The organism is Xenorhabdus sp. SGI240, assembly GCF_040081915.1.
Lineage (GTDB): Bacteria > Pseudomonadota > Gammaproteobacteria > Enterobacterales > Enterobacteriaceae > Xenorhabdus > Xenorhabdus bakwenae.
Map to the genome: position 1 here is coordinate 20,507 of NZ_JBEBMB010000005.1, position 7,812 is coordinate 28,318.

The following is a 7,812-nucleotide window of genomic DNA, read 5'->3' on the forward strand; positions in this document are numbered from 1 at the left end:
CAAGGTCGTAAGGAGTTCAAATGGCTAACACTTTTGCCTTGATATTAACGTTAGCAACGTTAATTACCGGTATTCTTTGGTGCATAGAACGATTTAAGTTCGCACCTGAACGTAAGAAAAGATTTGCTCACATCCAGGAACAGGCGATAGGCGCAGAAGCTCAGGAAGCTTTGGCTAAAGGACTTAACAAACCGTCATGGGTTGAAACACTTGCCTCTGTCTTTCCGGTGTTAGCCATTGTATTGGTTCTGCGCTCTTTTGTTTATGAACCTTTTCAGATCCCTTCTGGTTCAATGATGCCGACATTGTTGATCGGGGATTTCATTCTGGTTGAAAAATTTGCTTATGGTTTAAAAGATCCCATTACGCAAACAACCTTAATTAAGACTGGCGAGCCTAAACGTGGAGATATTGCGGTTTTCAAATATCCGAAGAACCCAAGCATAGATTTTGTAAAACGTATTATTGGTTTGCCTGGGGATAAGATCGTTTACGATTACGTCAATAAAGAGCTTCAGGTTTACCCTGGCTGTGGCTGGAATACACAATGTAAGGGCGATTTACCTGTTACTTACCGGAATGTGTTCCCAAGTGAATGGACAATAAAAGAAAATGTGACACCAGAAGGCGTTCGTATAGGCGGTGTTTATCAAGTGCCTGTCGATGAACCCGTCGGGCCATACGCTCTTCGCCAGGATGAAAGAGTCGAAACTTTAGGTAATGTGTCGCATCATATTTTGACCATTCCTGTAATACAACGTTTCCCTGGTTTCTCTCAAGAAGGCTTGCCAATGGGGACTTGGGTTGTTCCTGAGGGGCAATATTTTGCCATGGGTGATAACCGTGACAATAGTGATGATAGTCGTTCATGGGGATTTGTACCGGAGAAAAATCTGGTAGGCCGTGCAACCGCCATTTGGATGAGCTTTGAAAAACAGGAAGGTGAATGGCCTACTGGCGTGCGTTTCAGTCGAATTGGTGGAATTCACTAATATTTATATATTAGCGCAGCATTAATTTATCTCACAGTGTAGAATATTCTTTCAAACGAGATGACTGGTTCCTGAAGAGGATGAATACTTCGGGAACCAGTGCAAACGCAACAGTTTTGTAAGGCATATCGCAAAAAATGTTCCCAAGATAAATTGTGAATGGGTATCGCCTCACAGGTCTGTTGCGTGTGCTTTTATTTGATGAATTCTAACTGAATTGGTAGCACATGAACCCCATAATAACGAGCCGGTTACAACATAAGCTAGGATATAGCTTTAAACAGCACGATTTGTTGCTTCAAGCGTTGACTCACCGCAGTGCCAGCAGTAAGCATAATGAACGTTTGGAATTTCTTGGTGACTCAATCCTGAGTTTTGTCATTGCTAATGCCCTTTACCATCGTTTTCCCCGTGTTGATGAAGGGGACATGAGTCGCATGCGGGCAACATTGGTGCGTGGTAATACTCTGGCGGAGCTAGCCAGAGAGTTTGAGTTAGGTGAATGCCTGCGTTTGGGACCGGGTGAGTTAAAGAGTGGAGGACATCGTCGCGAATCCATTTTAGCGGATAGCATTGAAGCTTTGATTGGTGCTACTTTTCTTGATAGCGATATTCAGACAGTCGAAAAGATTATCCTGAATTGGTATGAAACCCGTTTGAATGAAATTAGCCCGGGCGATAAGCAAAAAGATCCTAAAACACGTTTACAAGAATATTTGCAAGGGCGCCATCTGCCGTTGCCTACATATCTGGTTGTTCAGGTTCGTGGGGAAGCACACGATCAGGAATTTACAATTCACTGTCAGGTCAGTGGATTTGAACAACCTGTCAGAGGAGTCGGTTCCAGTCGCCGCAAGGCAGAACAGGCGGCTGCGGAACAAGCATTAAAACAACTGGAGCTTGAATGAGCGAAGAAAAAAACTATTGCGGATTCGTTGCAATAGTCGGTCGGCCTAATGTTGGTAAGTCAACGTTATTGAATCAATTATTGGGCCAAAAAGTATCCATCACTTCCCGTAAACCTCAAACAACGCGGCATCGCATCATGGGGATCCATACGGAAGGGGCTTATCAAACCATCTATGTTGATACACCGGGTCTGCATATTGAAGAAAAGCGGGCGATCAACCGCCTGATGAACCGTGCGGCGAGCAGCTCCATTGGTGATGTCGAACTGGTTATTTTTGTTGTAGAAGGTACGCATTGGACACCTGATGATGAAATGGTGGTGAATAAGTTACGTCATTTGCGTTGTCCCGTCTTACTGGCTATCAATAAAGTGGACAATGTGACGGATAAAACCCTTCTTCTGCCACATATCGGTTTTCTTAGCCAACAGATGAATTTTATCGATGTTGTGCCGATTAGCGCTGAAAAAGGCATGAATGTTGATACCATTGCCAACCTGGTGCGTGATCATATGCCCCAGGCGGATCATCACTTCCCTGAGGATTACATTACTGATCGCTCACAGCGTTTTATGGCGTCAGAAATCATCCGTGAAAAACTGATGCGTTTTTTGGGTGAGGAACTCCCCTATTCCGTGACAGTGGAAATTGAGCAATTTGTTACCAATGAACGTGGCGGTTACACCATCCACGGTTTGATTCTGGTAGAGCGCGATGGCCAGAAGAAAATGGTGATTGGTAATAAAGGAAGCAAAATCAAGAAGATTGGCATAGAAGCCCGTCAAGATATGGAAAAGCTGTTTGATATGAAAATCCACCTGGAATTGTGGGTGAAAGTGAAAGCGGGTTGGGCTGATGATGAACGAGCGCTGCGTAGCCTCGGTTACATCGACGACTTATAAGGCTGATGTGTGGACGGCTGGCAGAGAGCCTTTGTGCTTCATGGGCGCCCTTACAGTGAAACCAGTTTATTGCTGGATTTTTTTACTGAAAATGAAGGGCGGGTACGTGTTTTAGCGAAAGGGGCACGCAGCCGTCGCTCCAACCTTAAAGGTTGCTTGCAACCTTTCACCCCGCTGCTTATTCGTTGGAGTGGGCGGGGTGAAATCAAGACATTAAGAGATGCAGAGCCTGTCTCATTGGCTCTCCCCTTAACGGGAAGTGTGCTCTACAGCGGTTTGTATGTGAATGAACTCTTATCCCGACTCCTTGAGCACGGAACGGCATATCCCGCACTTTTTTTTGATTACCTCCAATGTTTACAAGCGCTTGCAGCGAGTGAATACACACCAGAATGTGCATTGCGTCGTTTTGAATTAGCGCTACTCACCAATATGGGATACGGGATAGATTATCTTCACTGTGCGGGCAGTGGTGAACCGGTATCGGATACCATGACATACCGTTATCGTGAAGAAAAAGGGTTTATCGCCAGTTTGGTTGTGGATCATTACTGTTTTACCGGTTATGAACTCAAGGCATTGGCAAGTCGTGAATTTCCCGATCAGGTAACCTTGAAAGCAGCGAAGCGTTTTACTCGCATTGCCTTGAAACCTTATCTGGGGGGGAAACCGTTAAAAAGCCGTGAGCTGTTTCGTCAATTCGTACGTAAAAAAACGGATAACCCCAACAAGAAAAATGAAAACTAAAGTAAGCCACTTTTTCATGATGAAGAGTGTAGACTTTATTAAATCTTATATTATTGCAGGAGCTAAAAATGGCTGAGGTATTGTTAGGTATCAACATTGATCACATTGCAACCTTGCGTAATGCCCGTGGGACACAATACCCTGATCCCGTTCAGGCTGCATTTGTTGCAGAGCAAGCGGGTGCAGATGGTATAACCGTTCACCTACGTGAAGATCGCCGCCATATTACTGACAGAGATGTCCAATTATTAAAAAATACAATCCAAACCCGTATGAACCTTGAAATGGCGGTCACAGATGAGATGGTGGAGATTGCTTGCCAAATCAAACCTTCTTTCTGTTGTTTAGTCCCTGAAAAGCGTCAAGAGGTCACAACCGAAGGGGGATTGGCTGTGTCTGGACAAAAAGCGCACATTGCTGCGGCGGTTAAGACTTTATCAGAAGCGGGGATTTTAGTGTCTTTGTTCATTGATGCGGATCACCAACAAATTGATGCTGCTGTCGAAGTTGGAGCGCCATTTATTGAAATTCACACGGGTGCGTATGCAGATGCAGGGAATGAGGTACAGCAGGAAAAAGAATTTCAGCGTATCAAAGAAGCTGCAACTTACGCAGCCGCTAAAGGGCTTAAAGTCAATGCAGGCCACGGCTTGACCTACCACAATGTGCAGCGTATTGCCGCCTTACCTGAAATTTATGAATTGAATATAGGACATGCCATTATTGGTCGTGCTGTATTCAGTGGCCTGTCTGCGGCTGTTATGGATATGAAAACTTTATTACGGGAAGCTCGCCGTTAATGGCCATTCTTGGATTAGGCACAGATATTGTTGAAATATCCCGCATTGAAGAAATTGTCGGGCGTTCAGGCGAACGTCTGGCAAGGCGAATTCTGAGTGACAGGGAATGGCAGCAATATCAACAGCATAATCAGCCTGTCCGCTTCCTGGCAAAACGGTTTGCTGTCAAGGAAGCGGCAGCTAAAGCGTTTGGAACAGGTATCCGCAATGGACTGGCCTTTAATCAATTTGAAGTGACTAATGATCCACTGGGAAAACCCACTTTGAAACTTCATGGAGAGGCCGCAGTGCTGGCTAACAAACTGCGGGTAAAATCGATGCATGTCACACTCGCAGATGAACGGCGTTATGCCTGTGCGACGGTGATATTGGAAAATTAAATTCAGATCTTATCAGCATGATGTAGAAGCACAAACTTATCCCATAACTGCTCTTCAGTTTCCTGATGATTAGGGTCAAGAATAATGGTGTTCGTAATCGGGCAGACAGATTGGCAAGTTGGCTTTTCGTAGTGCCCGATACACTCGGTACAGTGTTCAGGTTCAATTTCGTAGATCTCTGCACCCATTGTGATGGCCTGATTAGGGCATTCGGGTTCACACATATCACAATTGATACAGCGTTTGGTAATTAATAGTGCCATTTCAACCTCTTACATCAATTAAGTCTTTTAAATTGCAGACTTAATTCTTCCTGATTTGTTGCTCCAGACCATCCTTTGTTAGTTCATACAATATATTTACAAAAAATACATTTTACAAAAACATGGTTACAACTAAATGCATTGTGCAAAGAAAAGCTATCTGGGGCAGATATTAACACATCAGAAAGCAGTCTAGTACATTTATCATGGTATATACTTAAGTATGTTTTCAATTCATTAGAGTAAAAACATGCTTGAATACATCGTAAAACATGGCAATGATATTGTGAAAGTTTTGGGATCTATCGGGACTTTTATTGGTATTGTTCTGTCTGTATTAAAGAAGCTTTATGCCGATGTGTGTGTGTTTAGAGAGAGAAAGGCCATAAAGTATATCAAATATCTCAATGAATATAATGTTTATTTAGATAATTTGAGTAAAGAATATATTAAACATCAAATTGCATCTGAAATAATGTTTGATGTTACAAAGATAAAATCTGATAAATTTAGAAAACTATTTATTAAACTGAAACAAGATGGGTTGAGCCAGGAATATATGGATATTCTTAAAAAGTTGAAAGCATACACTGTATCAAATTCTGGCGTGGTGCAAGTTAATATTGGTCCTTATTATTATTTTACTTATTGTTTTGAAAGAGTATTTTCAACGTATTTTTTCACATTGGCATTCGTTGTATTGGTAGCATTTTTATTCAAAGTTGATGCGTTGAGTAATACCATCAGCAATGCTTTAGATTTCTTTTTTGTCATATTAAGTATGATTTTACTGATGGGGATTGGTGTCTATTTATTGATGTTAAGCCCATCAAAATATCAAATCCGAAAATTAAATAAGGAATTAATTAAATATAAAATCGATGATGTTTCTTTATAGACGGTATGGGTTGAATTGTCATTGTATCTAAACGTAAAGTCTGTTAGATAGTGATATTCATTTCGCGTGTCTTCTGGAGCTACCCAATGAAATCAAGCTGTTTAACGGAAGTTATATTACCCAATAATTATCACACGAGCGATTTTTTGGCCTTTCATCAGAGGGATGAAATGGGTATTTCTGAGATCGTACAACATAATCAAATTAAAAAAGGGATTATTTGGTATGAAAATCCGGCCCTTTTGACCATCACAATGGAAAAGAATAGGGCAAAAATAGAGCTTGATATTGATGGTGATAAAGATTGTCCTTCACAACGTGAAGCGTTATTGACGCTAGTCTCCCATATGCTTGGTTTGAAACAACCGGTTGAGGTATTCGAATCTATATATCATGATCATCCCGTTATTGGCGAATTGGTTAACAGACAAACAGGCTTGCGCATTTATCAATCCGCGACACCTTTTGAAGCGCTGAGTTGGGCGATTATCGGTCAACAAATTAGTTTAAGCGCAGCAATATCCATCAGGCGGCGTTTTATTCAGGCGGTGGGGCGTCAGCACTCTTCTGGGTTACTGTGTTTCCCAAATTATAAGCAGGTGATGCAATATTCGCAGCATGATCTCCGTCAGTGTGGTTTTTCTGTGGGTAAAGCCAATGCTTTATTGCATGTTTGTCAACTTATTGACTCTGGGTTATTGGAACTCAATATTCCAGAAGGAGAAAATGGCGTGAAACGGTTGGCGGATAGCTTACTTGCTATCAAGGGCATTGGCATGTGGACAGTTAATTATGCATTATTACGAGGATTCAGTTACCTGGATGGTTCACTACATGGCGATGTTGCCGTCAGGCGTAATCTCCAATATTTGCTCAACCAGGAAGACAAAGTCAGTGCGGAACAGGCGGAAAAATGGTTGGCAGATTTTTCTCCCTGGAAGGCGTTGGTGGGCGCGCACTTATGGCAACAGCAATCCAGTAGTGGATATTAATACCACTCCAACTGAGATTCAGATTGAACCGGCAGATTGAGGTGATTGGGTATAATAGGCGGAATTTTCATAAGTAAGAGAATGGGCAGTGACAGAAAATTTTAGTGATGAATATTGGATGCGTCGGGCGATAGGTTTAGCCATGCAAGCACAGGCAAAGGGGGAAATTCCGGTCGGTGCTGTATTGGTGGCCGATAATAAAGTGGTTGCTGAGGGATTTAACCATCCAATCACTGACCATGATCCTACCGCTCATGCAGAAATTATTGCGTTACGGCGGGGCGGGAGGCAATTGCAGAATTATCGTCTGTTAAATACGACACTGTATGTCACTTTAGAGCCTTGTGTCATGTGCGCAGGTGCGATAGTACACAGCCGGATACAACGGTTAGTTTATGGTGCCAGCGATATGAAAACGGGAGCAGCGGGTTCACTGATTGATATCTTGCGCCACCCGGGCATGAATCACCAGATTGACATTACCGGTGGGGTGCTGGCGGAAGAGTGCTCCACTATGTTGAGTGCTTTTTTTAAACAACGCAGGGAGCAGCATAAGGCATTGAAAAAATTGAAAGCTCAACAACAGGACATGGCATAGTCAGTTATGGTTAATTAGTAGCTACAGGCTCAGCTAGCGATGGCTGAGTCACAGACCATTGACTTTTTCAAGAAAGAGAGGAACTGTATTAATATCATCTCTAAAGCAAAAATATTATTTTAAGCGTCTTAAATCTTGAATTGACGACTAATAGAAGGCTTAGCGTTTTTTACTATAAAGTTTTTCTTCAGTATGCCATCATTGGGGTTTACTGATTATGGAATACCCAATGATAGGGATAAATAAAAAATTTAATAAAATACTGTTTCTATATTAACGCGATGCTCGACTTTTATGATGAGTTGAAATGACATAGCCGCTCCTTTATAACG

At 42.3% G+C, this 7,812-nt stretch carries 10 protein-coding genes; 9 read left to right on the forward strand and 1 reads right to left on the reverse strand.

What is annotated here, in order from left to right; all coding sequences use genetic code 11:
- Positions 1 to 20 precede the first annotated feature (20 nt).
- The 6 genes from lepB to acpS all read left to right on the forward strand — a co-directional run bounded on the left by lepB (position 21) and on the right by acpS (position 4,729).
- Positions 21 to 992: a signal peptidase I gene (gene lepB / locus ABLA76_RS02040; RefSeq protein WP_348986678.1), complete on the forward strand. Its 972-nt coding sequence runs from the start codon at positions 21 to 23 to the stop codon at positions 990 to 992.
- A 227-nt stretch (positions 993 to 1,219) separates the two neighbouring features.
- A complete protein-coding gene (gene rnc, locus ABLA76_RS02045) occupies positions 1,220 to 1,900 on the forward strand; it encodes a ribonuclease III (RefSeq protein ID WP_047768501.1) in 681 nt (226 codons plus the stop codon).
- A complete protein-coding gene (gene era, locus ABLA76_RS02050) occupies positions 1,897 to 2,802 on the forward strand; it encodes a GTPase Era (RefSeq protein WP_285811529.1) in 906 nt (301 codons plus the stop codon). The genes rnc and era overlap by 4 nt, the downstream gene beginning before the upstream one ends.
- Positions 2,803 to 2,811: 9 nt before the next feature.
- On the forward strand, positions 2,812 to 3,549 hold the full coding sequence (recO, locus tag ABLA76_RS02055; protein ID WP_047768496.1) for a DNA repair protein RecO: 738 nt from the start codon (positions 2,812 to 2,814) through the stop codon (positions 3,547 to 3,549).
- Positions 3,550 to 3,617: 68 nt separating this feature from the next.
- Positions 3,618 to 4,349, forward strand: a complete 732-nt coding sequence (gene pdxJ, locus ABLA76_RS02060) for a pyridoxine 5'-phosphate synthase (RefSeq protein ID WP_348986679.1) — start codon at positions 3,618 to 3,620, stop codon at positions 4,347 to 4,349.
- Positions 4,349 to 4,729, forward strand: a complete 381-nt coding sequence (gene acpS, locus ABLA76_RS02065) for a holo-ACP synthase (protein WP_047768492.1) — start codon at positions 4,349 to 4,351, stop codon at positions 4,727 to 4,729. The genes pdxJ and acpS overlap by 1 nt, the downstream gene beginning before the upstream one ends.
- 2 nt (positions 4,730 to 4,731) lie before the next feature.
- On the opposite strand, the gene ABLA76_RS02070 is transcribed toward acpS, so the two are convergent.
- On the reverse strand, positions 4,732 to 4,992 hold the full coding sequence (locus ABLA76_RS02070) for a YfhL family 4Fe-4S dicluster ferredoxin (RefSeq protein ID WP_348986680.1): 261 nt from the start codon (positions 4,990 to 4,992) through the stop codon (positions 4,732 to 4,734).
- A 250-nt stretch (positions 4,993 to 5,242) separates the two neighbouring features.
- Between ABLA76_RS02070 and ABLA76_RS02075 the strand changes: the two genes are divergently transcribed.
- From ABLA76_RS02075 to tadA, 3 genes are all read left to right on the forward strand, one after another.
- Positions 5,243 to 5,890, forward strand: a complete 648-nt coding sequence (locus tag ABLA76_RS02075; RefSeq protein ID WP_348986681.1) for a hypothetical protein — start codon at positions 5,243 to 5,245, stop codon at positions 5,888 to 5,890.
- Between the two features lie 170 nt (positions 5,891 to 6,060).
- The gene (locus ABLA76_RS02080) at positions 6,061 to 6,882 is read left to right on the forward strand and encodes a DNA-3-methyladenine glycosylase 2 family protein (protein ID WP_348986682.1); all 822 of its coding nucleotides are present in this window, start codon (positions 6,061 to 6,063) and stop codon (positions 6,880 to 6,882) included.
- An 88-nt stretch (positions 6,883 to 6,970) separates the two neighbouring features.
- Complete coding sequence (gene tadA / locus ABLA76_RS02085) at positions 6,971 to 7,480, forward strand: tRNA adenosine(34) deaminase TadA (protein ID WP_348986683.1); 510 nt, start codon at positions 6,971 to 6,973, stop codon at positions 7,478 to 7,480.
- The last annotated feature ends 332 nt before the right edge of the window (positions 7,481 to 7,812 follow it).